The following is a 23,432-nucleotide window of genomic DNA, read 5'->3' as shown; positions in this document are numbered from 1 at the left end:
TGAAGCGCCTGACCTTATCTCTATCCTTAATATCGCCATACCAGTGAAAAACCTATATTCATTGAACTGGTAGCGAAGCCGTGGGGTTTATAGAGCGGAGTGCCGATAAAGGTATCGAGGCTGGTATTCCATTTTTCAATTCTTACGCCTGCGATACCGCCCGCAAGCTTATGCCCAACAGCGTTCTCGCTCTGCATAACATAGCCATAATCGATACCAACATAGGGCTGTGCGGGAACTGAACTTAGGTTCCAGGTCATCGTATTTTGCCAGTAGATGCCTTTATTGCCGAACAAGTTAAGCTCGCCATCAAATCCCCTCACGGTATTGCGGCTCCCAATGCCTAACTTGTCCTGTATAGGCAAATCATAGTTGGCGAGTTGCAGCGTTACTCCACTCCTATAGTCCATGGAAAAATTGGATAGCATGAAGGGATTAAATACGCTGGCTTCGGCTTTAATAATGTGGCTGCTTAAGTTATTGGCGCCATCGAGATGATCGGCCTGGAACCAGCGCATATTTTTAAAAAGATCCAGTGATAGCGAAACCCTTGCATCATCGATGTAGTGCAGGTGTTTGGCGCCAATTTTTATAGTGGTTAAGCGTTTACGCTGAAGGTCTATTTCCGTGTCATTAATAAAATAATGATAATCCCGTGCCAATAATTGCGTATTGAGCGTGGTTTTGTACCGGGCACCGCGTGATACCGTTCGGCCAATTTGCAGGCTGAGGCTTTCTGCTTTGCCTTTATATTGGTAGTCAACCGCATAGCCGGGAATACCCTGATGGTATTTGCTCTTACCTGCAAACAGGTCTAATGACCAGAACCCATAGGGAAGGAAGTAGGATATTGCGTGTGAACTATTGCCGCGGGTGTCAGATCTCTCAATATTCTGTGAGCGTGATGCGTAGAGGGTATCGTTAAGCGATGTCAGGTTATAGAGGAAAAGCGCAGCGCCGCCCTGATAACGGCCAGTGGCTTTGGTGCCGGAATCATCAACCCAGGATGCTAACTGCCAGTATTGCTCTTGTCTGCGCAGCACTTCAATTTTACTTTCTCCCGGCGTTTGGCTGGGCATAATGCGGATATCGGACTGGATACCGGGGAGGGTATTGATGTTTTCCAACCCTTGTTCAACGTTGCGGATATTGAGTATGTCGCCGGCTTTAAGCGGAAAAGCGCTGGCCAGATTGAAATGCCCGCTGCTGTCGTCACTCAGCCTGAGGGTGCCGACGCGGCCATAACTGAGAGAAAGGGTGATAGCTTCTTCTTTGGCATGATAGGTGGTCAACGCCGCGCGCGAGGTGATAAACCCTTCGCCAATGAGCTGATTTTGTATGGCATTTTGCAGGTTGCTTATTCCTGTTGCACCCAGGCATTGGTGTTCCGCGCTACCGGCCAATTGTTTAATGGCGGGAGTTGGGCGTATTCCACCACTTTCAATTTGCACTGTGCGGATCTTCAGGCAGGGGGTTTCCTGCGGGTAGAGGAGAACCTCTTGACGCGTGTTGTTCGGCTGGGTGAAGACTGTGGGGGCGCCAGTCTGCAGTTTATTCTGGATATTCCGCTCTTTATTTTCCTGGCTGACACTCTGTTGTTCCAATGTGGATAACAGATTACCGGCATGGGCAACCCCTGTAAGCAGGAGGCTCAGCAGCAATGGGATATTTTTTTTCATATTGATTTTTTGCGTCGGGGGAAAAACCTCCGCCGAGCGGCGGAGGAATAATATTACCAGCGTGGGTACCACCATGGGTATTGCTGTGGCGGGGAGGCAACAACAGGCTTATTGATATCTCTGCCATTGTTGAACACAGAACCTTGGGTTGATGTTATCTTGCCTTGGTTATAAAAAGAGGTGCCCTTCCAGTTGATATTCTTGTCGGCTTGGATATTCCCGGTGTTATAGAAAGATGTGCCTGAACTGGAAATGGCGCCTTTACTGGCTACCAGACTCCCCGTGTTGGAGAAAGACGTGCCTGAGCTGGTAATATCTCCCTGGCTGGATATCAGCGTGCCGCTATTGGTGAAGGATGTACCCGAGTTAGTAATTTCATGGCGGGCCTGGATTTTACCACTATTAGAGAAAGCGGTGTTTTTTAAAGCGATTCCACCATTACGTGCAATAACTTGGCCGTTGCGACTGTTTTCGATCGAAGTTGTACTAATGGTAATGTTATTTTCTGCACTTATGACATTATCATTTTTAAGCTGAGTTGTTCTAAAATGAGCGGAGTCGTTGGCTTTTATCTCACCCGTATTCTCCAGAGATGTGGTTTGAATAAATGAATTGGCACCAGAGAGTAGTGTACCCTTGTTTACGATAGAGGTGGTTGAAAGCATCAAGTCACCGCCATCAGTCACCAATTCACCCTGGTTTTTCAGGCTAATTGGGCTTTTGGCAGTGCTGTTATTGCCGCCGACGTTGTTATTACCGTTGTTATTGCCAGTGTTGTTGCCGACGTTGTTATTGCCATTGTTATTGCTATTGACGCCAACGCCCTTTTCATCGGCGATTAAGGTGATTTTTCCTGCATACATGCCACCGAGTTGGGAAACATCGACCAAAACCTCTGGCGCCCGATCTTTGCTTTCCAGGTTGGTATAACCGGTCAAATCTGCCTTGACGTTTTTCTTGCCGGCCAGCACCAGCAGGGTTTTGGCTCGCACTGCGGCATTGATATTTTCTGCACGGGCGATCACGGCCGTGTAATCAACGTCACCTTTTTGCAACCCTTTTCCTTCAAACGCTACCGTACCACCTGTGACATTATAGCCGGTGAACTGTTTGTCTTTGAACTGCAGTTCGCCGGTTGTCAGCACGCCGGTCCCGGTATTGATAAATCCGCAACCGTTACAGGTAATGCCGGAACGGTTGGCAACGATAACGTCCGCCTTTTGGCCTGCGACTTCAATCATCCCATTCAGCAGCGTTCTGTCGCTAGAGTTGATTTCGTTAAGAATCACCTTTGCGGCGCCTGCGCTCAGGTTGGGGTTGGCATTGATGGCGCCGGCCAGTTGGCTTTGCGCGCTGCCTTGCGCATTGTTCAATACCGCGCCCTGGCTACCCACGTCAAACTGGCTGTATTGGTTATGCGATACGCCATCCTGACCTGGCTGATTGATATTCACTACCGGCACATTATTGGCAGTGACGTTAACGTTGCCGTTGACTGGCTGAATAGTGGTGTCTGCAAAAGCGGCTCCGCCACTGAGGCAGAACATTATCATTGCCGAAAGGCAGGATATTTTCCTTGGGAATTCCATTTTTATCACTCCATAGATATAAAGGCTTTTTAATACTGATTAGGTAATTGACCTGGTTTCAGCTGTGCGCCTGTACGCCTAAGATAAAATTAAGCAGCGCAAATGAATTACTGAGCCCAGGGGAAGTAAAATACCATGCAGGATTATCTGATGAAATCTTATGGCTGCCATTCTATCATAATTGAAATATTGTTCTGGGTTGACGTTTTTTTTTGGTATTTGTTTTGTTTGCTCTATATAGGAAATCAAGTAATTATAATTTTATTTCACCTTGTGTATAAAATAGCTATCTATCTATGTTGTTTGTTTGGTTGCCGCTAAAAACATCCAGAGTAAGGTGATGTTTTTTAATAGGAATGTGCGATTCTCTGTGTGCCAGGTTGCTTCAAATTTTAGGTGTCATTTTTTTGTCACTATTCGGTTGTGGAGAAAGTGATGCTGTTAGTGACAGAAACATATGAATATTTGGCCTGCAAGATGTTTTGATAATAAGAGTTCGTGCTATTTATAAGGGTATTGTTCACAGGGTAACGCGGTTACGTACATTTTGTACTGAAAAATGTTTTGCTTACGGAAGTTAGATCAACGAAAAGTTTCTTCTTTTATAACGGCGATCAGACAGGAACTGATCGAGGTGGAGAACATGTCCCATTTATCGTAGAAAGCAGAGAAGCATCGATGGCCTGATGTGCGGCTGGTGATGATGAACGCGACAGCATGGCACCCCATACCGGCAGGCAGCGCGAACCGTTCTCTCGAAGCACGGCACTAACGTGGAAATCAGGCGGGGCCTGCAACAATGTGGAAGCGCAAATGTAACGTTCACTCACAGAAAATAACATAAGTAACACCTTACCTTAGCTATCAATGACCAGCTTGCTGCTCTTAAAAGAGCCGTATGAACGATAAAGCCTTTTTAATTCATGGTGTAATGCTGGTTCATCACCAGATGATTTTAGAAGCGGTTATGCAGAGCCACGTAGCGGCATCAATATCCTTGGACAGCCTTTATTCTTTTGTTGTAGTATTGTTATATAAGAATTTTCCTAGTTTATTTTTTTGATGGTGAGGCTGGAGCAGTATTTTTATTTATTTGCCGCTCTTTTTATGGAATATAAGTGGATAAATGAAATTTTTAATTAATAAAAGAATTATCTTTCATGAAGACAAATCTACGATAGAGTTACTGGATGATACTATCGAACCCGTTATGCTCACTGCCACTCTTTGCAGGGTGTTATCTTTGTTGGTTAAGAATAATAATTTGCTGCTGACACGGGAATTCATTTTATCGAGCGCGTGGGATGAATATGGCAAGTCTTCTACCCACAGCAACCTGAATAACTACATCTCAATGATCAGGAAGATATTCAACTCATTTGGTGAGAGTGATATTATTGTCACTGTGCCTCGGCAAGGGTTTATGTTTTCTGCTGAAGAGGTTAATACTGTTGATGGTGAAACCCTACAGGGCTCAGTCAGCAGTGACTTGCTTGCTGCTGTGGTGGAAAGAAAGTGGCATCCTGCTCGCCTCATTGCGCTGGCGTTAATGGCTGCAGCGATTGTGATGATTGCAGCTTATCCTTTGTTTAATAAATATAACTCTGCAAAGATGAGTGAAATTGGCCGGGTCGAAAACTGTAAGGTAGAGGTTTTGACTGCTGCTCATTACGTCAAACATGCTGATGATGAACTGGAAAAAGTAAAGCCCCTGATCGAAAAGTTAAAATTTAACTGTGCTATCCCGGCAACCATTTATTATTTTAATAGCGAAATGCTGGTCAGCCGTACAGGCATGAATAATGCTGTATCTTTTCTGTCTTACTGCCCCACGTCAAGTGTAAGGGGAGTTGAAGCCCAATGCGAGAATGTTCATGAAATTGTCGATAAAAAATAACGATAAGAAATATATTTTTCTGGCACTTTCTTTCTTATCTGTGCTGATAATTTTTGGAATATCATTTTTATTTTTTTCTTTACATTCTGTGCCCGCATGTAAAGCCGTGGTGAAGGTTATCAGAACCTATGATGGAGAGAAAAAAGAAAGCGTTATACTGGTTAACCTGGTCCCTTCCGGCTTTCGTGAGGTGACGTTTATCGTTAATGGTCAGGCTACCAGTGCGCAGCAAGGCTATACGCTATCACGGATGATCGAGGCCGATTACACCTATCAGCACGGTTATTACTATTTTCGTGTTAAAGACATTAAAAAGATGCCTGCGGATAACATTGTTGAAGACGTGGTGAGCAAAACTCTCCCAATCGTCAACAGTCGGTATTTTTTCCTTAAGGTTGAGGCGCTTGGTGAAAAAAAATTTGTTTTCACTGGAAATCGCGCACCTGCGTTCGTTTGCACAGCCACCGAAAATTAATACCGTTGCCCATAATAGCATTGAACAATAAATCATGATGCTATTATGGGTTTAAGCTAAAGGGACATTGTCCCATCCTGAACGTTTACCTGGAATAAGAAATTTTTTCATACAAAACAGCAAGAATATTTTATTCTTTTTAAAGTGCTCACCGATGCTTAGATGCAGTTAAACGTGGTTTTCTAACCTTTTATATAGCTAATCTCGCATGAGGTGGCGATATCTAATGGGCAGTAGGCTATCAATGAAGCATGGGAAGACACACTCTTTTCCTTGATATTGAAGTAGTAGTAAACATTAGCTTTATCCTCGCAACTGTAACGGTTGGAAATCATATTCTCAATCTCTTTTTGCTGCATGCCATTGTACTTGATTGAGTAGATATCACAATTCTTGTAGTGGCCCAGATTGGTAATGTTACTGACTGGAATCTGTTTGTAGGCCATGCTTAAAAAAAACGGTAGCAGCAATATAACTGTAATGACAGCCATTTTCTGTAACGTAGTTTTTTTTAACCATAAATTAGTGCGTTTTTGCTCTTCTTTATGGCCATCAGGCCTAATGTCCTCTTTTTGTTCGAGCTCAATCATGATGTCTGGTTCTGACAGTATTGCATTGGCTTCCTGCCTGACTATCTTTTTTGCGGTGAATTTAAACCCCTGCCGCGGGTAGGTGATTATAAGTTCTTCCTCATCAAACTTTGCTAATGACCTTCTCAAACCAGATATATAGTTGTTCAGGTTACTGTCTGTTGCCTTAAGTCCATAATCCTCCCATACCTCATCAAGCAGCTGTTTACGTTTAATGAGCATATCATTATTTCTCACGAAGATAGACAAAAGCCTACATGCAGGCTTGACCAGCAAGATTGTGTTACCTGGATCGTCAATGTTTTCCAGTGTTCCTTCATATTCATTGTATTTAATGTTCTTGTTTATAACGAAAATCATTTTAGTAAAGCCTCGTCTTTTCCTTGAGAGGACTGATTCTGCTATTCCCGATTCTTTTTTTCAATAACTCCACTGGGTTGGATGTAGGATTAATCTGCTTTTTTGTCACGTATTAATTAAAACTCTCTCTATAAATATTTATGTTCTTGTCTATAGCAATAACAATACAGTCATTTTTAGAATTTAAATGTATATTGTTGTATATTTTATTTATTATATTCCGTACTTTTGTATATTCACACTATAATATTCCAAATTGGTGGTGGGTTAGGTACATTGTAGTGGCTGGCGCTGAGCTGGCCGAAAATAGAGTTGATAGGATAAAGCCTAGTCATCATCGGTTTTATCTACTATCTCCAACACTTTTTAAAATTGACTATCGATATCCTCTTCTTATAAAGGAATGTAAGGGCTTTCTATGAAACTGAATAAATTTATGTTGGCAGCAGTACTGGCTTTGGGCGCAACTTCCATGATGGCGCAGGCTGATATTAAAAACCAGGGTCGCGGTACCGTAACCTTTAAGGGCGCAATTATCGACGCACCTTGCTCTATTACTCCAGAAACCGTAGACCAGACCGTTAACCTGGGCCAGGTATCTAACGTGGCGCTGAAAGACGGCGGCAAATCCACGCCTAAAAACTTCCAGATTAAACTGGAAAACTGCGATTTGAACCCTGGGTCGGGTACGCCGGTTGCTGGTAAAAATAACGCTGTTTCCATTACCTTTAGCGGCGCAGCGTCTTCATTCGATCCAAACTTGCTGGGTATTACCGGTGTTGCCAAAGGCGCTAGCATTGCAATTACCGATGGTTCTGGTGAGGTTATCAAACTGGGTCAAGCAACCAAGGCTCAGACTCTGCAAAATGGCAACAACACCCTGAGCTTCGCCGCTTATCTGCAGGGCAGTAAAGCCTCTAGTGCTGCAGTCATCCCTGGTGAATTCCAGTCCGTGGCTGACTTCACCCTGGCTTACCAGTAAGCCCGGTTGTAGTGCAATGAATAAAGCATGCGGGCTGCCCGCATGCTTTATTACCGGAAGACACGTTTTTGAATAGGGAATATTCAATGAATCATTTTTCTGGGAAAGTAACGGCACCTTGCCTATTGACCTTGTTGTTATTTGTCAGCAGTGCTGAGGCTACACAGCAGACTCAAGGCTGGGGACGAGTCAATATGCAAGGGGCCATTATTGATACAGCCTGCGCCATTGCCGCCGGCAGTAGGGAACAGATTATTGATATGGAGACGGTTCCGGTCGCCGATATTATTCGGGATGGGCAGGGAGTAACCAAACCTTTCTCCATTGAGTTAATCAACTGCGTATTAACCCGGCCCAATAATAAATTACCGGACTGGAAACATTTTCAGGTGACCTTTGATGGTGAAACGGACGGTGAATTATTTGGCGTGCGGGGTGACGCAAAGGGTATTGCCCTGCAAATTGCCGATGGGCAGGGGAATATTGCCACGCCAGGGAAACCTCTGCCGCTCGGGGATATTTCATTAGGGGTCATGCAGCTGAATTATGCCATGCGGCTGGTAAGCAATAGCCAGTCATTACGGGTTGGAGCTTATTCCTCTGCTGTACGCTTCAAACTGGATTATTACTGACACGGATAAAAATTATTAAATAACAGGGTAGATGGCTATGGTGTTTTTTCCTGCAGGGACGCGGTTTCGTATTCAGTTGTTAAGGGCCTGTATTTGCCTGGCGATAAGTTCTGCCGCACCGCTGGCTTTTGCCGACGACGGCATACAGTTTAATACCGACGTGCTGGATGTGAACGACCGGAAAAATATCGACCTGAGCCAGTTCTCCCGTAGCGGCTACATGATGCCGGGGACCTACAGCCTGACGGTACACATCAATAAAAATGAGCTGCCGGAGCAGAGCGTTCCTTTTTATCCGCCTGACGATGATCCGAAAGGCAGCCAAGCCTGTCTTTCACCGGTATTGGTGGGCCAACTGGGGCTAAAGGCGGATGCGCTGAAAGGGTTACGCTGGTGGCACCAGGACGAATGTCTGGACATTACCAGCTTGAAGGGTATGGAAGCCCGGGGCGATCTGGCTACCGCGGCGTTGTACCTGAGCATTCCCCAGGCTTATCTGGAGTACGCTTCGGCGGACTGGGATCCGCCTTCGCGCTGGGATGAAGGTATTCCCGGGCTGTTGTTTGATTACAACCTTAATGGCCAGGCTCAGCACCAGCAGCGGGACGGCTCAAAAAGCTACACCCTGAGCGGCAACGGCACCACCGGCGCCAATCTGGGAGCTTGGCGGCTGCGCGCCGACTGGCAGGGGCAGTTTAACCGCCAGACCGGCAGCGGGCAGGGCACCGACCAGCAGTTGGACTGGAGCCGCTATTACGCCTACCGGGCACTGCCGGCACTGCGTTCGCGGCTGACGCTGGGGGAGGCTTACCTCAACTCCGGTATGTTCGACAGCTTCCGCTTCAGCGGGGCCAGCCTGGTGTCGGACGACAACATGCTGCCACCGAATCTGCGTGGTTATGCGCCGGAGGTTGTGGGGGTGGCGAAGACCAACGCCAAGGTGACCATCAGCCAGCAGGGCCGGGTAATTTACGAAACCCAGGTGGCGGCGGGGCCGTTCCGCATTCAGGACATCAACGATGCGGTATCCGGCGAACTGGAGGTGCGGGTGGAGGAGCAGGACGGCAGTGTGCAGGCATTCAAGATGAACACCGCCAGCATTCCGTACCTGACCCGGCCCGGTTCGGTGCGCTACAAGTTTGCCGCAGGGCGTCCGTCGGACTGGCAGCATCATGCTGACGGCCCGCTGTTCGGCACCGGGGAATTTTCCTGGGGGGTGAGCAACGGATGGTCGCTGTACGGCGGTGTGCTGGGCGGTGGCGATTATAACGCGGCGTCGTTGGGGATCGGCCGCGACCTGATGGCGCTGGGAGCCTTGTCGTTCGACGCCACCCAGTCGCGGGCGCGTTTGCCGCAGCAGGACGGCACGCTGAGCGGCGGCTCATACCGCCTGAGCTATTCGAAGAGCTTTGACGAGTTGGACAGCCAGGTGACCTTTGCCGGTTACCGCTTCTCGGAACAAGACTTCATGAGCATGAGCGAGTATCTGGATGCTCGCCATGAGGGCCGCCGGATAGGCAATAACAAGGAGATGTACACCATCACCTTTAACAAGCAGTTCCGGGATGCGGGGATCAGCTTGTACCTGAACTACGACCACCAGACCTACTGGGATCGGCCGGTCAATGATCGTTATAACCTGACGATGTCGCGCTACTTCGACATCGGGCGATTCAAGAACCTGAGCCTGTCGCTGTCCGGTTACCGTAACAAATACAACGGCAGCAACGACGACGGTATGTATCTGTCGTTGACGATGCCGTGGGGGAGCAGTGCCAACGTCAGCTACAACACCGCGGTGAACCGTAACGACACCACCCATCGGGTGGGGTATTACGACCGGATTGACGAGCACAACAACTACCAGCTGAGCGCGGGCAGTTCGCGCGGCGGTGCCAACCTGAGCGGTTATTACAACCGCGAGGGTGATGTTGCCCAGATGAGCGCCAACGCCAGTTATCAGGAAGGCAGCTACAGCGCGCTGGGCTTCTCTGCTCAGGGCGGCGCGACGTTGACGACTCAAGGCGGCGCACTGCACCGCATCGGCATGCCGGGTGCCACCCGCTTGCTGCTGGATACCGGCGGTGTGGCTGGGGTGCCGGTACGCGGTTACGGCAGCACCAGCAACACCAACAGGTTCGGCAAGGCGGTGGTGACGGACGTGAGCAACTACTACCGCAACCAGGCCAGCATTGATCTGAACAAGCTGGGCGACAACGCCGAGGCTACCAAATCGGTGGTGCAGGCCACCCTGACCGAGGGCGCGATCGGTTACCGCAAATTTGACGTGATCGCCGGGGAGAAGGCGATGGCGGTGATCACCCTGGCGGATGGCAGCACCCCACCGTTCGGTGCCACGGTGATGAACGCTAACAAGCAGGATACAGGGATTGTGAACGACGGCGGCAGCGTTTACCTGAGCGGCATTCAGGTCGGTGACCGCATGACGGTGCACTGGAACGGCGCGGCGCAGTGCGCCATCAGCCTGCCGAAAGTGCTGCCGGAAAGCACGCTGAGCAACCTGCTGTTGCCGTGCCAGGCATTGCCGGCGGCAGAGGCAGACGCGCAGTAAGTGCAGACACCCTATTTGAATCAGCAAGAGAGACTTTTTATGAAAACGCATTTTGTCATCAACAAGCAGTCCCTGACCACCGCCGCCCTGCTGGGCGCATTGCTGGCCCCGCAGGCGCAGGCGGCGATCGCGCTGGACCGCACCCGGGTAATTTTTGACGGCGGCCAGAACTCGGTCAGCCTGAACATCAGCAACCAGAACAAACAGTTGCCGTACCTGGCGCAGGCCTGGTTGGAAGATGGAGAGGGCAATAAAGTTCAGAGCCCGCTGGTGGTCTTGCCACCGGTACAACGCGTGGAGCCGGGCAAGCCAAGCCAGGTGAAAATCCAGGCGCTGCCGGCGGCCAAGCAGCTGCCGCAGGACCGCGAGACGTTGTACTACTTCAACCTGCGGGAAATTCCGCCGAAGAGCGACAAGCCGAACACCCTGCAGATAGCGTTGCAGACGCGCATCAAGCTGTTCTATCGCCCGGCGGCGATCGCACCGCAGCAGAACGCAGCGCCTTGGCAGGAGCAACTGACGCTGACAAAACAGGGTGATAAGTACCAAGTGAATAACTCGACGCCGTACTACATCACGATAATCGATGCCGCCAGCAAAAAAGGCGTGGAAGGGGTGAAGGGGTTTGAGCCGTTGATGGTACCGCCGAAGGGCAATATCTCGCTAGGCGTCAGCGCCGCAGCACTGGGCGGTGCGCCAGTCCTGACCTACATCAACGACTACGGCGGCCGTCCGCAGTTGACCTTTAACTGTAGCGGCAGCACTTGCCAGGTGGTGCCGGAGAAAGACAAGTCATAGCGCCGTAAGTCAGGGCAGGTGAACAGGAGGAAAGACTATGCAACGGATAAGCAAAAAATGGAGTCAACACCTGCCGGGTTACCGCGACTGGCAGTACTACGGCACCCTGGGCGCATTGGCGTTGATGGTACCGATCACGCTTGGCGCGGTGTTGTTATTGTTGCCAAACGCCCACGGGCAGGCGGTGGATAATGGGTATACCGACGGTGCCAACGGCGTGTTGCAGGTGCGCGGTGCATTGACCGAGAGCGCCTGTCGGCTGGAGATGAGCAGTGCTCGGCAGGATATTCAGCTGGGTGAAACTGGCACCGGCAGGCTGCAACAGACGGGGGACCGGGGCACGCCGGTGGGGTTTGAGCTGCGTTTGCAGGATTGCCTGCGTAGCCCGGCGGGCAGCCGCGACAGCCGCACCGGCGCGCTGACCTGGGCGGCGCATCAACCGGCGGTAACGGTAAGCTTCAGCGCCCCGGCGGACGTTAACAATCCGCAACTGGTGAAGGTGCAGGGCGTCTCCGGGCTGGCATTGCGAATGACTGATCCACTGGGGCAAGACGTGCGGCTGGGCAGCCGCGGGCAGCCGCTGCTGCTGACGCCGGGGCAGAACACGCTGGCGTATAGCGTGGCACCGGAACGCACCCGTGCACCGCTGGTGGCAGGGGCCTATTCGGCATCGGTGGATTTTCGGCTGAGCTATGACTGATAAGGAATGGAGCATGCGGCAGGCAAAACGTGCAGTGAGCAAGCCAGCATGGCAACCGGTGTTGGTTTCTGTGCTGCTGCTTTCGGCAACGGCGTTTAGTACCGGTAGCGATGCAGCCACTACCATTAATATTTCCGGCACTATTATGGCCCCGCCTCCCTGCGTGATTAATGGTGATAAAACCATTCAGGTGGATTTTGGCCAGAATGTGGTGATCTCACGAATTGATGGCAGTAACTACCTGAAGACGATCGATTACACACTCGAATGTAAAAGCCAAAGCAAAAATGCCATGAAGATGATGATTGAAGGCACCGGCGCGGGATTTGACAGTGGCGTTCTACAAACCGTCAAAACAGATCTGGGGATTGCGCTGAAACAGAATGGTCAACCGCTCAGGCTCAATCAATGGTTTAACTTTACTTACCCGATGCAACCGGTGTTGCAGGCGGTGCCGGTGAAAAAAAACGGCGCGAACTTGCCGACGGGCAATTTTTTCGCTGGCGCAACGTTGAAGGTGGATTATCAGTGAACCCGAAATACGCTATAGCCGCCTTGTTAGGCACAGTGTTGACTCTGCCATTGTCGCTCCCCGCTCAGGCGACAGATATCTTCTTTGGCGGGCGGTTAGTTCAGGCCCCGTCTTGTGAGATCAATGAAGGGCAAACCATTGACGTCGACTTTGGCGATCGTGTCGGCGTGAGCAAGGTGGATGGCGTCAATTATTTACAGCCCATTAATTACCGCATCACCTGCCAGTCGGGGGCGACCACGCAGGAATTGGGGTTAAGGGTGGTCGGTACGGCGACGGTTTTTGACGGTGCGGCATTGCAAACCAATGTGGCCGATTTGGGTATTCGGTTGTTGCAAAATGGCCAACCGTTGCAGGTCAATCAGCGTATTGCTATCGACCCTCAGAATCCGCCGCGTTTACAGGCGGTGCCGGTAAAAAAGGCGGGGGTTGTATTACCGGAAGGTTTATTTGAGGTGGCCGCCACTTTGCTGGCGGATTACCAATAGGAGGCGTTATGTGGAATAGCCTGTACATCTGCCTGTTGGCCAGTTGGTTATTTGCGGCGAGCGTGTCGCCTGTGGCTGCGGCAAGCAATAATTTGAAACTGCACGGTGCCCTGGTTGCAGAGCCTTGCACCTTATTGCCGGGGGATGAAAGCGTACAGTTGGATTTCGGTACTGTGATAGACAAATATCTGTATCTGAATGGCCGCACCCACGGCAAAGCGTTTCAACTGCATCTGATTGATTGTGATACCAATCTGGGGAAGACGCTGAAGATGACTTTCAGCGGTACGGAGAGTATTCAGCTCCCCGGCCTGCTGGCGCTGGACGGTGGCAGCCAGGCGAGTGGCGTAGCTATCGGCATGGAAACCCCGCAAGGGCAGCCCTTGCCGCTGAACCAGCAATCCGGGGGCTATACGCTGACCGACGGCAGCAACGTGATTAATTTACAGGCTTATGTGCGCGGTGAGCCGGAAGCGATAACCCATAAAACGATTGGTCGCGGGGTCTTTACCACTATTGCCACTTTTACGCTGGGTTATGAGTGAAGATGTCGATAAGTTTTTGATGCGTACAGTGTTATGGGACTAATTTTTAGGGGGGAGAACGATGAATAAAGGGCGTGTTAATAATTTGACCCTGGGGTGGGCAGCCGTATTATTACTTTTTTCGGTGTTTTTTTCATCAGAATCAAAATCTGAGACCATCATTGAATGGGATTTACGTGGTAACGATTTATATTATGTCATTACATCGGCATCTGCACCTTGGGGGAATGCATGGATAGATTGTGGTGTCTGGTTTACTAGAAGTGAATGCTTTGTGTGGTTACAGGTAGGCAATGATTTGATGAAATATGTGCAATGGAAAGACTATCAAGACTCTTTGCGTAACCGTATGTATTCTAAAGACATAGTGGAACATTGGAATAGAACTTCAATGCCTAGAAGTGGCGTTATTTATAACTGGCTTGATCATGTTGCTAATGGTCGTAAATGTATACTGATATATGTTTCGGGTGATCGGCGCAGCGCTACGGAACTCGTCGGGGATTCTTGTACGGGAACTATAACACCACCACCAACTGAACCACCTTTACCGCCCCTGTCTTGCACAATCAATGGCGATATTAATTTGGCGCACGGCGTGCTAAATCAAGATAATGTAAATGGCAACACCAAGAGCGTTTATGCGCGGGTAAGCTGTAACCGTGAGGCCACCGTAAAAGTAACCGCACGGGCAAACAACGGCGGTGATGTGGTGACATTGCGCTCGGATGGCAGCCTGAAATCAAAGCTGCAGGTCAATAATATAGCAGGCGCAACCGGTGTGACGGTACGGGTGCCAGGCAGCAATAGCGTCTCAGTGCTTTTTTCATCGACGTTAAGCAGTGATAGTCATGTTGCCGCAGGTAATTTCTCTGCTTCTGCAATAGCCGTGTTGGCGATACAGTAATTATAAATTTTATTTTTCCTGCGTTTACAATGCGGGTGGTTCAATTTTCAGGGTGTTTGTAATATATATTAACTAACTTTTTAATAAATGAGATTTATTGAAAATAAAATCACAAGTCAAATATACTTTTTCGGTTGTATTTATGCGAGCATTTCGAACGTCGGGTGATTTCTTTCTAATTATTGCTTCTGGACTATGGTTCGGATTGGCAATGCACCGCTATCTCACCAATATGGGTGGCGCGGGGCTGGCCCTGCCACAAAATATTCTCAGCTGGAGCATGATGGCACTACTTAGCCTGATTGTCTGGCTGGGCGTTGGGTTCAATAAACGCAGCATCATAATAACCCCCACGGCCAAGTTATTATTTATTTCCTTAGTGCTGCTGGCTATTCCGTTGTTTTATACCCAGCCCGAATGGCGGGAGGCGGCATTGTGGCGTTGGGCGGGATTATTCGGCGGATGGGTTTTCTATTTTTCGTGGCTGCAAACGGAGACATCAAAACGAACGCATCATTGGCCGCTCTACGCCATTTTGCTGGCGGTGGTGGTGCAGGCGTTGATGGCGCTGCTGCAACTGTTTGGCCTGGGGGACTGGATCCCGTACCCGCTCATCGGTGGCCGCCCCTATGGGGTATTCCAGCAGGTCAATCTGCTGGCCAGTTTCACCGCTACCGGTCTGGCTTTGGCGTTGATGTTGTTTCTCTTGCCCGATTTTAGCCTGCGGGCAAAGCGGTATGAAAAGCTGCGCCTGATGCTGCTGGCCCTGCTATTGGCGGTATTCCCCGCTTTACTGGTGTGGCTGCAATCGCGCATTGGCTGGTTGGGCGGCGGTGCGGCCGCGCTGTTATTTATTGTCGCTTACGCGAAAAAATTCCCTCAGCACAGTGCTGTTGCGGCGTTAACGATGTTACTGGGCTTGGCAATTGGCGTTGCGGTGCCGAGTTGGGGCGGCCCGGTTGGTGCCGTCAGCCATGAAGGATCAGACAGCGCGCGTGGCGTCATGCTGAACACCTCGCTGGCGATGATTGCAGACAAACCATTGCTGGGCTGGGGTTATGGCGGTTTTGAGTACAGTTTCCAGCACTTTCGCGCAGCATTAGGGGAGTCGACGCTGGGGGTTGGGGTGGCTGTACACCCTCATAATGAGCTGTTGTTCTGGTGGGTTGAAGGCGGGGTATTGGGCTTGCTTGGCATGTTGCTGCTTTTGTTTGCCGGGGGACGTTTGGTCGGTAAAGCCTGGCACCAAGCCTGTTCGTCGGGAAAGGGTATCGCGCTGGCGCTCTGTTTTGCCTTGTTGCCCATGGCCATGCATACCCAGACGGAGTACCCGTTTTATTTATCGACGCTGCATTGGGCCGTTTTCCTGCTGCTGCTGGCGATGCTGGATCGTCAGGTTACCCCCACCAGTGAGCGCGGCACGTTAACCGGCGTTGGGCGTAAAATTCTGGCCATTCTGTTGCCGATTGCCTCTCTGCTCATGCTGATCGTGATGTTGGCCGGTTTATCGGGTGGTATCACCCTTACGCGAGTCGAACAGAATAACTTTACCGATATGCGTGGCATAGCCGCTATGCCGCCTATTACCCGTTGGTTCCATGGTGAACGCCGGGAGTTTGACCAACAGGTTTATGCATTGCTGTTATTCAATCAAACGCAAGATGAGGCATTGCTATCCGGCTACGCGAACTGGGCCAACGGCTATTTGAAAAAACGTATAGATAGAAATGTGTACGCCAGTTTGTACTTGATATTGAAGTATCAGGGGAACAACACGCAGGCTGAAAAGCTGCGACGGGAAGCAATAGCCTTTTTCCCAGATGATCCACGGTTTATGTAAACAGGAGCACCATTTAAAAGGAGGGAATAGATATGTCAGTGAAAATATCCATCATAGAGAATAATCTATTTTTTGCCGAGGGATTGAAATATGCGTTATCAGAGTATTTTACCCTGAAGGGAAGAACCGTTGATTTTTTAGCAGAAGAAAACAGTAACGCCAGCGTTGATCTGGTTTTTATTGCGCAGTCTGACTCAGGCAATGTGGCCTATTGCGACAGGGATGTACATGAGGCGGGCATTTCCCCGCTGTATATTGCTATACGTAAAATAAAGCCTGCCCAAACGACGAAGGAGAATGCATGCTCTCGTGAATTAGGGGTCTTAGATTGTCGCGCCGGTCTTGAGGCTTTGTTTCATCTGTTGGATGACAAACTTTGGCGAATGAGCATAATTGGTGCTGCAGCAACGCCCTGTTTTTTTTGCTTAAGCAGAAGGCTCAGCGGTAGAGAGAAGGAGGTTGTCTCTTATCTCCGCTTAGGGGTTAATCAAACACAAGCGGCAAAGTATATGCACTTGAGCGTGAAAACCGTGCATACATATAAACAGTCTGTTATGCGCAAGCTTAATTTCAGAAAAAGGAATGACCTGTTTAATTGGTTGTTAAGGGAGTGAAATGATATGTTCATTTTGAAAGGGAATTCTGTTTTATTGATTGCTGTTGTTGTTTTATTGGCCGTGAGTATCTTTTCTTTTTACAAGCATATGTCTTTGGCTAAAAAAAGAAGGGTTATTTGTCCGCGTAGAAAAAACAAACCAACCTAATTATACAGCTATCATTTTGAGGGGTGATTATGTGAATACATAATAGGGTGTTGATTTCTTGAAACCCCGTTCACCCCCATTTAATTTATCGCGTTACTTATGTTTCCGTTTGTACGATAACGTGCGCAGCAAGGTATCGGCCCCCTTTCCTGGCATTGCGCTATATCGACATTGGGCTGAAGATTGCCTGCGGCTCCCTGGGGGCATTTTCTTGCCATTGTTAAGCTGGCGCATGCTGTACTGGCCGCCGCGTTTGCTGTTCCTGCCGCGGGGCTCATACCCGAGGGCTGCTTTCCGAGCCGCGCAGGGCTTATTCCTGGCCATTAAAAGTACCAGGAAGTCTGCAGCCAAATGCGGGGGGTTTGTGTCGGCGTGGCGATACTGTTGTTCTGTGCAATAGGCCATGCCGCCACTATGTTGACTTGCTGCTGCCGTCCAAACCACCCGATGCCGGCCCCGGTCGATGTCATGCGGGCAGTGTTTTTCTCGGGTGTCCAAGGCTGCTTGTTGAGTTTGATTGCGCCATGATCGAGAAAAGTGCTCAATTGCCAGCCGGGCATTAAGGCATAGCGAAGCTCGGTACTGAACTGTATGCCTTCATCACCGTTTCCGCTGCCGCCGTCATAGGCCCGAACGCCATAGGGGCCACCCAGGCTGAATTTCTCCGATGGGTCTAGATTGCCAGATGCCCATTGCGCATTAATTTGCGTATACCATTGAAAGCGATCCCCCAGATTTTGCAGACGCAGGGCATTCATGTTGATTTTGCTAAAGCGCCCCAGAGTGTTGGCGCTATGTCTGTCCCAGAAGCGGTCTTGGTCATCGCCGATATTCAATCTTCCCAGCCCATAACTGAGGGAAAGCGCGCTTTGCCCACCGCCTAACCAGCGATCCTGATTATTGAGTGTGACACTCAACGTGGATAAACCCACATCTTTAGTACTGTGTTTTTCAAACAAGTCTATGTCGTCGCGGAGTTTTTTTTCTTCATACTGCAACTGTGCCGACAGGTTGAACAACCGTGTTCGAATGACCGGGTAGGAAGCATATAAACTCGTAACCTCTGCTCGTCCATGTGCATCAAGCACGGCAAAATCCTCTGCCAGACGGTAGCTCATCTCCGAATAGGCGACGCCAACTCTTACCGGGCTGCCATAGACAGGAAGATCATAGGCTGCGCGATAATAGTGTTGATGTTTATTACTGCCTAACAGGCGCAAACTTGCCTGATCCCCGAAGCCCAGGGGATTATTCAGGCTGAGGTTTCCGCCTAGCCGATAATTTCCGGTATAGCGATCGCCATAGTTGTCCGCAGTAAGGGACCCGTCGAATAAAGGGCCCGGCGTGGCTTCAACCAGCAAATCCGCTGTGCCTGGGTGGCTACCGGGGTGTAGGGTATTGTTGACTTCGATACCGGGAATATCGCTTAACAGCAATAAACTTCGTTCGAGAGCGGTGTCTGAAATCACTTGTCCGCTTTTCATCCCTGCAACCGATTTTCGCAACAGCGTCGAACTTACGCGGGTATGGTTATTCAGATGCAGTTGGCCAAAGTTACCCTCGGCGATGGTTATACGCACCCAACCCCCAGTTACGTCTTGTTTAGGTAAATAGGCTTTGGCCAGGGCGTAACCTTTCTCTTGGTAATGTTGAGTAATGATCCGAGTGGCGTTTTGCAAATCCTTTAGCGCAAGTTTTTTTCCGCTAAAACCCTTCAGCTTTTTTAGCAGATCTGGGGTTTTTAATACTCTGTTGCCCTCGATGAGAAATCCATGCACTAAAATTCTGGGGGCGTTATCCTCCACGTTATTATTACTTTTTGGGGGGGTATTTTTTATTTCAGGCGCTAAATCTGAAGGCGGCGGTAATGTTTGGCGCTCCTGTTCGACGTCACGCATGACCTGGCCGGCATTAGGAATAGCAGCTAAAGGTTTTGAAAAAGTTAAGGTTATTGCCACGGCTAAATAAATTTTTTTCATAGGTGATTATTTGTTGTTATGGGTGGGGGATATTCGTTCTTATTTTGATCTGCCAATAGGTAATAAAAAACGGCAGACAAACTGTCTGCCGGTTGATGCTTACTTAATTGAACCAGGACGCATATTGATGCCTGACAACGGCAGCTTTTCAGACTCACCCGAGACTTTATTGCCGGTTAGGTAACCGAAATTAACGCCCGCCAGGCTACCGGCACGTTGGCCTGTCGCTGGCGTTAACAGCTTAATGTTGCCATTAAACATCGAGCTATTTATTTTGCCGCCGTTCTTACCGGCGAGGCCACCTAATATGGCGCCGTTTCCGCCGCTGAGCTGCCCGGAAGCCGTAGAGTTTTCAATCAACGCTTCATTTTGCCCCGCTAATCCCCCCACGCTACTGTCTCTGCCACCGGTGACTTTCCCCGCAGCCTTGGTTTGTGAAATGCGGTTGGATGTTCCCATAACATGGATGCCGACTACCCCACCGACATAGCTTTCCGCCCCGCCGATAACATCGCCCGTTGCAGAGGCCAGAGACAATGTACCGTTGTTATACCCCACTAAACCGCCGCTGTAGCTCTTGTCTCCGCCAGTGACGCTAACAAGGGCTTGGGTATTGTTGAGAGTACCGCGGTCATTATTGCCCACCAACCCACCAATACGGCTGTTCCTGCCTGCACTCACGGTACCTTGGGCGCGGGCGTTATCAATGTAACCGCCAATATTATTACCCACCAACCCACCGACGTTTTGGCCACCGGTGACAGAGCCGGATGCCTTGACGTTTCTCAGTGTCATCCCGTTGTTTTCGCCCACCAGACCGCCGGCAGATGAGCTGTTATAGCCGGTGACGTTACCGTTGGCTTGCGCCGCAGCAATCGTCCCCGCCGTATGCAAGCCAATCAAACCGCCAACCAGACTGTTGTTTCCTGCATAGACGTTCCCGTAGTAAGCCACGTTCGATAATTCGCCGTGATTGTGGCCGACTAAACCGCCGATATTGGCGTTGGCACCGCCAGTAACGATGTTTCTGGCTTCGGACTGTTGCACGTCGCCAGAGTAGTTATTGCCGATCAGCCCACCCACATTGGCCGAGGCAAGATCCGACACGTTACCGCTAGCCTTGGCACCAGTGACTATGCCGTGCAGATTCCAACCCACCAACCCACCGATGGCGTCAGTACCCGCTCCATTGACCTGGCCGCTAGCGGCAGAGTTCTTAATCACGCTGGTGTTCAGGCCGATCAATCCGCCAACATAACTGCCTTTTCCAGCGCTTACGTTGCCGGTAGCAACAGAATTGGCGATGTACCCTGGTTCAGTACTAAAGCCTGCAAGCCCGCCAACGCTAAGATCAGAACCTTTAGCCGTGACATTTCCGTGGCTGGATGAATTATCGATTATTCCGTCAATATTCGCGCCGACCAGACCGCCTGCGCCGCCTTCGAACTTACGACTCTGCATTGATCCTGAGACGGCCACATTTGCCTGACTGTTGCGTATGATCGCTTTGTCGCCAAAGTTCACGCCGACCAGGCCGCCGATCGATGTTGTTTCGCCATTGCCCGTTACCTTGCCGCTGGCGGAAGAATTGCTGATCGTACCCTCGTTCCTGCCGGCTAACCCGCCTAACTCACTCCCCTTGCTGACAGACACATTGACGGCTTTAACGTTGATAATCTCACCTTCATTGCGGCCCACTAATGCCCCAACTGAAGAGCCTGTGCCCTTGCCGGCCACGGTCAATGAATCCAGCGTCAAATTGCTGATTTTGCCGGTAGAAGCACTGAACAGTCCGCTGTGAGGCCCTTTGCTTTCAACCGTCAGCCCTTTAACGGTATGACCAAGGCCGTCGAAAACGCCGCTGAAGGCGGCTGAACTGCCGATGGCTTGTACCTTGCCGTCGTGGGTAATGTTAGTGCCCAACACGTAACGGCCGCCCAGTCGGCTGTCGATATCCACCAGTTGCTGCAGACTTTGTACTACTTGATAATTTTCGCCATTGGCACTGAATGCCGCGCCGGAGCCGGACAGGGTGATGGCTGCGTCGTTATTCAGCGCATAACCCGTTTTGTGGTTCAGTTCCAATGCTGCACCGGCACCCGTGGCGTCAAGTGGGGCGTTGATCTGGATGCCTGCACGTTCGGAGGTCAGCGACAGTTTATTGCCGTTCGACCAGTTCACTGGCGCAGAGACGGAGACATTTCCCTCGGTGCTGGTCAGGGCCACATTATTGTTTGCCAGGCTGGTTCCCAGGGTTGCGCCATTCAGCGTGCCGTTATCGGCGACGTTGACCTGGGTTGTGGCGACCTTCCAACTGCCGGTTTTTCCGTTGGCCGCTCGGGTGGTCACCTGTACGGCGGGTTGAACCACCACGTTCGCGCCCCGAGTTTCAATCATGCCGCCATTGCCTGCGGCCGCGCTGGCATCCAGACGACCGGCGACGTTCACGGTGCCCGCAGCGCCACCATCCAGCATAATGCGTCCGGTTTGATTGTTGAGGGTGGTTGCTTCGATAGTCCCTTGGTTGTTCACCACATTTTGCAGCATACTGCTGGCCGTTTTAGCCGTCATCAGCACCTGGCCGCCGTTGGCTTTCAACAGGCCGCCGTTCTGTACCAATGTTTCCAGTGCCGCGCCGTCCACCTGCAGATTCAGCAGTTTGTTGCCGTCGAAATTCAGCGTGATGTCATTGCCGGCGCCCAGTGCGATGCTGCCCATTTGCGCCTGAATAACGCCCTGATTGCTAACGTGGGCTCCAAGCAGCGCCACGCTGCCGGTCTGGGCTGCAGTCAGGGTTCCGTCGTTACGTACTTCCGCCACAGATTTGCCCACAAAGCGGTTTTTGCCTGCAAGGAAGTCGGCATTGCTGATGTCGTGCGTAGAGGCGACCAGGCCCCCTACGTTTACCTGGGCATTTTTGCCAAACACCACGCCATTCGGGTTGACCAGGAAGACCTTGCCGTTGGCGTCGATGTTACCCTGAATATTACTGCCGTTGACGCCCATTACGCGGTTCAGCGCGACTGAATCGCTGCTGGGTTGCTTAAAGGTGACGCTTTCGTTGCTGCCGACGTTGAAACCGTCCCATTGGGTGATCAACTTGCCGCTTTGCTGATTGACCGTCATCTGCTGCCCGTTAGTGGCGATGTTGCCTTGCCCGGCAACGATATTTTGTCCGGTAGGCAGGGCATAGGCCGGTTCCAACGCCACCAGGCCCAACAGTGACAGCACAACCGCCAGCCGGCGTTTGCTACTGCGCTTGCCGCGACGGCTGCGGTTTTCGTTGACCACATTCCAGCAGTCTTGCGCCGGGTTCCATACCAGTGCATAGATTTTATTCATTTCTATTTCCTTGTTAATAAAGTGCGGCTTTCCGAGCCGCACGGGTTTTATTCCAGACCCTCAACATGCCAGGATATCTGGAGCCAAACTCTAAGTGTCTGTAGGAGGCCCCGCTTTTTTGTGCTTTTGGCCATGTGTCATAAGGCTGATTTTCTGCTGGTGGTTGCGCCATGATCGTTAAAGCGCCATAGCCTGGCCGGAGCCTGGCATGGCGGGTAAATATTCTCGTAAGATTGGCCGGCTCTGTAAGAATAAATTTAAATGAGTTATTCCTGCGTGTAGTTGGCTAATTTTTCTATTTTTTTACTGTTGAATGATGACGATTTATTTTTCTTAAATTTATCAAGAAATAATAAATTTAAAAATATCGATTTAGATAAATATAAACAATGGTGACTAAACCTAAAAAAACGTTTTTTTCAGGGGTTGATGCTAAGCGTGCTTTAAAAGAGAGGTTAGTGACGTAGAAAAAATATAAAATATATAGAAGTGTTTTGATATTAGTGACGAAAAACAATTTTATTTCTGTGTGTATTAGGTCGATGTTGAGCGATTTTACGACATAACTTCGCCTCCTTTGAAAACGGCATTTGGCAGAGGGGGATACAGGGACGGGGAGGGGAAAATTACCGAAGACCGGCAGAATGACGGCAATCTTTGGCGGGGACAAAAATTACGCGTCAAAAAACACGAGACTGGCTTAGCGTTCGGTAAATATAAAAAAGGTCAGGGCCCTGAGGCATCTGACCTTTTTGTTGCCG

The 23,432-nt window shown here is 50.1% G+C and carries 19 protein-coding genes; 14 read left to right on the top strand and 5 right to left on the bottom strand.

Annotated features, from left to right (window positions below; translation table 11 throughout):
- Positions 1–26: 26 nt before the first annotated feature.
- Both ACUTQW_RS24800 and ACUTQW_RS24795 read right to left on the bottom strand, forming a co-directional pair.
- Complete coding sequence (locus tag ACUTQW_RS24800; RefSeq protein WP_445655001.1) at positions 27–1,754, bottom strand: ShlB/FhaC/HecB family hemolysin secretion/activation protein; 1,728 nt, start codon at positions 1,752–1,754, stop codon at positions 27–29.
- The gene (locus ACUTQW_RS24795; RefSeq protein WP_006328725.1) at positions 1,733–3,268 is read right to left on the bottom strand and encodes a filamentous hemagglutinin N-terminal domain-containing protein; all 1,536 of its coding nucleotides are present in this window, start codon (positions 3,266–3,268) and stop codon (positions 1,733–1,735) included. The genes ACUTQW_RS24800 and ACUTQW_RS24795 overlap by 22 nt, the downstream gene beginning before the upstream one ends.
- Before the next feature lie 898 nt (positions 3,269–4,166).
- Between ACUTQW_RS24795 and ACUTQW_RS24790 the strand changes: the two genes are divergently transcribed.
- The 3 genes from ACUTQW_RS24790 (at position 4,167) to ACUTQW_RS24780 (ending at position 5,640) form a co-directional block, all read left to right on the top strand.
- Positions 4,167–4,331, top strand: coding sequence for a hypothetical protein (locus ACUTQW_RS24790; protein ID WP_155728963.1), 165 nt, complete (start codon positions 4,167–4,169; stop codon positions 4,329–4,331).
- A 63-nt stretch (positions 4,332–4,394) separates the two neighbouring features.
- Positions 4,395–5,165: a winged helix-turn-helix domain-containing protein gene (locus ACUTQW_RS24785; protein WP_020439969.1), complete on the top strand. Its 771-nt coding sequence runs from the start codon at positions 4,395–4,397 to the stop codon at positions 5,163–5,165.
- On the top strand, positions 5,143–5,640 hold the full coding sequence (locus ACUTQW_RS24780; protein WP_020439968.1) for a hypothetical protein: 498 nt from the start codon (positions 5,143–5,145) through the stop codon (positions 5,638–5,640). Before ACUTQW_RS24785 ends, ACUTQW_RS24780 begins: the two co-directional genes overlap by 23 nt.
- A gap of 182 nt (positions 5,641–5,822) precedes the next feature.
- Here ACUTQW_RS24780 and ACUTQW_RS24775 read toward each other — a convergent pair whose 3' ends face one another.
- On the bottom strand, positions 5,823–6,590 hold the full coding sequence (locus ACUTQW_RS24775; protein WP_020439967.1) for a winged helix-turn-helix domain-containing protein: 768 nt from the start codon (positions 6,588–6,590) through the stop codon (positions 5,823–5,825).
- Positions 6,591–7,008: 418 nt separating this feature from the next.
- On the opposite strand from ACUTQW_RS24775, the gene ACUTQW_RS24770 reads away from it, so the two are divergent.
- From ACUTQW_RS24770 to ACUTQW_RS24720, 11 genes are all read left to right on the top strand, one after another.
- Positions 7,009–7,572: a fimbrial protein gene (locus ACUTQW_RS24770; RefSeq protein ID WP_020439966.1), complete on the top strand. Its 564-nt coding sequence runs from the start codon at positions 7,009–7,011 to the stop codon at positions 7,570–7,572.
- An 86-nt stretch (positions 7,573–7,658) separates the two neighbouring features.
- Positions 7,659–8,204 carry a fimbrial protein gene (locus ACUTQW_RS24765; RefSeq protein ID WP_020439965.1) on the top strand — a complete coding sequence of 182 codons (546 nt, stop codon included), beginning with the start codon at positions 7,659–7,661 and terminating at the stop codon, positions 8,202–8,204.
- A 37-nt stretch (positions 8,205–8,241) separates the two neighbouring features.
- Positions 8,242–10,776 (top strand): outer membrane usher protein, encoded by a 2,535-nt coding sequence (locus ACUTQW_RS24760; protein WP_020439964.1) that lies wholly within the window; start codon positions 8,242–8,244, stop codon positions 10,774–10,776.
- 39 nt (positions 10,777–10,815) lie between these two features.
- On the top strand, positions 10,816–11,574 hold the full coding sequence (locus ACUTQW_RS24755; RefSeq protein WP_006328715.1) for a fimbria/pilus periplasmic chaperone: 759 nt from the start codon (positions 10,816–10,818) through the stop codon (positions 11,572–11,574).
- A gap of 37 nt (positions 11,575–11,611) precedes the next feature.
- Positions 11,612–12,274 carry a fimbrial protein gene (locus ACUTQW_RS24750; RefSeq protein WP_064799233.1) on the top strand — a complete coding sequence of 221 codons (663 nt, stop codon included), beginning with the start codon at positions 11,612–11,614 and terminating at the stop codon, positions 12,272–12,274.
- A gap of 13 nt (positions 12,275–12,287) precedes the next feature.
- Complete coding sequence (locus ACUTQW_RS24745) at positions 12,288–12,806, top strand: fimbrial protein (protein WP_064799232.1); 519 nt, start codon at positions 12,288–12,290, stop codon at positions 12,804–12,806.
- Positions 12,803–13,294 carry a fimbrial protein gene (locus ACUTQW_RS24740; protein ID WP_081275713.1) on the top strand — a complete coding sequence of 164 codons (492 nt, stop codon included), beginning with the start codon at positions 12,803–12,805 and terminating at the stop codon, positions 13,292–13,294. The genes ACUTQW_RS24745 and ACUTQW_RS24740 overlap by 4 nt, the downstream gene beginning before the upstream one ends.
- A gap of 8 nt (positions 13,295–13,302) precedes the next feature.
- Positions 13,303–13,839, top strand: coding sequence for a fimbrial protein (locus ACUTQW_RS24735; protein ID WP_064799231.1), 537 nt, complete (start codon positions 13,303–13,305; stop codon positions 13,837–13,839).
- Between the two features lie 61 nt (positions 13,840–13,900).
- A complete protein-coding gene (locus ACUTQW_RS24730) occupies positions 13,901–14,746 on the top strand; it encodes an MrpH family fimbial adhesin (RefSeq protein ID WP_144080253.1) in 846 nt (281 codons plus the stop codon).
- A gap of 97 nt (positions 14,747–14,843) precedes the next feature.
- On the top strand, positions 14,844–16,586 hold the full coding sequence (locus tag ACUTQW_RS24725) for a Wzy polymerase domain-containing protein (RefSeq protein WP_445655000.1): 1,743 nt from the start codon (positions 14,844–14,846) through the stop codon (positions 16,584–16,586).
- Between the two features lie 32 nt (positions 16,587–16,618).
- Positions 16,619–17,200: a helix-turn-helix transcriptional regulator gene (locus ACUTQW_RS24720; protein ID WP_235196010.1), complete on the top strand. Its 582-nt coding sequence runs from the start codon at positions 16,619–16,621 to the stop codon at positions 17,198–17,200.
- A 473-nt stretch (positions 17,201–17,673) separates the two neighbouring features.
- Here ACUTQW_RS24720 and ACUTQW_RS24715 read toward each other — a convergent pair whose 3' ends face one another.
- Together ACUTQW_RS24715 and ACUTQW_RS24710 are read right to left on the bottom strand one after the other, a co-directional pair.
- Positions 17,674–19,329, bottom strand: a complete 1,656-nt coding sequence (locus ACUTQW_RS24715; RefSeq protein WP_235196009.1) for a ShlB/FhaC/HecB family hemolysin secretion/activation protein — start codon at positions 19,327–19,329, stop codon at positions 17,674–17,676.
- Between the two features lie 99 nt (positions 19,330–19,428).
- Positions 19,429–22,671, bottom strand: coding sequence for a two-partner secretion domain-containing protein (locus tag ACUTQW_RS24710; protein WP_064799625.1), 3,243 nt, complete (start codon positions 22,669–22,671; stop codon positions 19,429–19,431).
- Positions 22,672–23,432 lie beyond the last annotated feature (761 nt).

This window comes from Serratia sp. TSA_7, assembly GCF_052692135.1.
Note: the sequence above shows the minus strand (reverse complement) of the source record. Positions and strands in the feature narration are given on the sequence as shown.

What these genes read in the sequence shown, in the direction of transcription:
- ACUTQW_RS24800 (WP_445655001.1), bottom strand. Translation starts at nt 1,754, where the DNA reads ATGGTGGTACCCACGCTGGTAATATTATTCCTCCGCCGCTCGGCGGAG.
- ACUTQW_RS24795 (WP_006328725.1), bottom strand. Translation starts at nt 3,268, where the DNA reads ATGGAATTCCCAAGGAAAATATCCTGCCTTTCGGCAATGATAATGTTC.
- ACUTQW_RS24790 (WP_155728963.1), top strand. Translation starts at nt 4,167, where the DNA reads ATGAACGATAAAGCCTTTTTAATTCATGGTGTAATGCTGGTTCATCAC.
- ACUTQW_RS24785 (WP_020439969.1), top strand. Translation starts at nt 4,395, where the DNA reads ATGAAATTTTTAATTAATAAAAGAATTATCTTTCATGAAGACAAATCT.
- ACUTQW_RS24780 (WP_020439968.1), top strand. Translation starts at nt 5,143, where the DNA reads ATGAAATTGTCGATAAAAAATAACGATAAGAAATATATTTTTCTGGCA.
- ACUTQW_RS24775 (WP_020439967.1), bottom strand. Translation starts at nt 6,590, where the DNA reads ATGATTTTCGTTATAAACAAGAACATTAAATACAATGAATATGAAGGA.
- ACUTQW_RS24770 (WP_020439966.1), top strand. Translation starts at nt 7,009, where the DNA reads ATGAAACTGAATAAATTTATGTTGGCAGCAGTACTGGCTTTGGGCGCA.
- ACUTQW_RS24765 (WP_020439965.1), top strand. Translation starts at nt 7,659, where the DNA reads ATGAATCATTTTTCTGGGAAAGTAACGGCACCTTGCCTATTGACCTTG.
- ACUTQW_RS24760 (WP_020439964.1), top strand. Translation starts at nt 8,242, where the DNA reads ATGGTGTTTTTTCCTGCAGGGACGCGGTTTCGTATTCAGTTGTTAAGG.
- ACUTQW_RS24755 (WP_006328715.1), top strand. Translation starts at nt 10,816, where the DNA reads ATGAAAACGCATTTTGTCATCAACAAGCAGTCCCTGACCACCGCCGCC.
- ACUTQW_RS24750 (WP_064799233.1), top strand. Translation starts at nt 11,612, where the DNA reads ATGCAACGGATAAGCAAAAAATGGAGTCAACACCTGCCGGGTTACCGC.
- ACUTQW_RS24745 (WP_064799232.1), top strand. Translation starts at nt 12,288, where the DNA reads ATGCGGCAGGCAAAACGTGCAGTGAGCAAGCCAGCATGGCAACCGGTG.
- ACUTQW_RS24735 (WP_064799231.1), top strand. Translation starts at nt 13,303, where the DNA reads ATGTGGAATAGCCTGTACATCTGCCTGTTGGCCAGTTGGTTATTTGCG.
- ACUTQW_RS24730 (WP_144080253.1), top strand. Translation starts at nt 13,901, where the DNA reads ATGAATAAAGGGCGTGTTAATAATTTGACCCTGGGGTGGGCAGCCGTA.
- ACUTQW_RS24720 (WP_235196010.1), top strand. Translation starts at nt 16,619, where the DNA reads ATGTCAGTGAAAATATCCATCATAGAGAATAATCTATTTTTTGCCGAG.
- ACUTQW_RS24715 (WP_235196009.1), bottom strand. Translation starts at nt 19,329, where the DNA reads ATGAAAAAAATTTATTTAGCCGTGGCAATAACCTTAACTTTTTCAAAA.
- ACUTQW_RS24710 (WP_064799625.1), bottom strand. Translation starts at nt 22,671, where the DNA reads ATGAATAAAATCTATGCACTGGTATGGAACCCGGCGCAAGACTGCTGG.